The sequence below is a fragment of the Streptomyces litchfieldiae genome, assembly GCF_031845365.1.
GTDB lineage: Bacteria > Actinomycetota > Actinomycetes > Streptomycetales > Streptomycetaceae > Streptomyces > Streptomyces litchfieldiae.
Window position 1 is genome coordinate 1 of the sequence record NZ_JAVREL010000117.1, and the last position, 443, is coordinate 443.

The following is a 443-nucleotide window of genomic DNA, read 5'->3' on the forward strand; positions in this document are numbered from 1 at the left end:
GTACCGCCCGGCCCACACGGCGCCGAACCTGTAGCGGCAGAACATAGATGCGAGGGAGATCGACCATGACCGAGTCATCTGAATCACGCATCGACACCGAGCCCTCGGACACCGCGCCAGAACGACAGCCCAGTCGAGTCGGCCAGTTGGCGACATGGGTGGGCATCGTCGCCGGGGCCGTCTTCGTCGTCGTGGCAGTTTTCTTCTCCGGTTTCTACACCGGCAGCTACACCACTAATCGCTACTGGGACCAGGACTACCGCCACAGCCAATGGCACCAAGGACGGGGCTGCACCATGAACCCCGGCGGGATGATGGGCCCGGGCGGCATGATGGGGACCGGACAGCAGTCGCCCGCTCCTGCCACACCGGGCGCACCGAATCCCCATCATCCGTAGTCGAATTCGGCTGAACGGCCCCGCGGATGGGCGCGACAGCAATGG

General features: G+C 65.0%; 1 protein-coding gene. It reads left to right on the forward strand.

Annotated features, from left to right (window positions below; all coding sequences use genetic code 11):
- Positions 1-65 precede the first annotated feature (65 nt).
- Positions 66-398, forward strand: coding sequence for a hypothetical protein (locus RM590_RS35650; RefSeq protein ID WP_205866684.1), 333 nt, complete (start codon positions 66-68; stop codon positions 396-398).
- Positions 399-443: the final 45 nt, after the last annotated feature.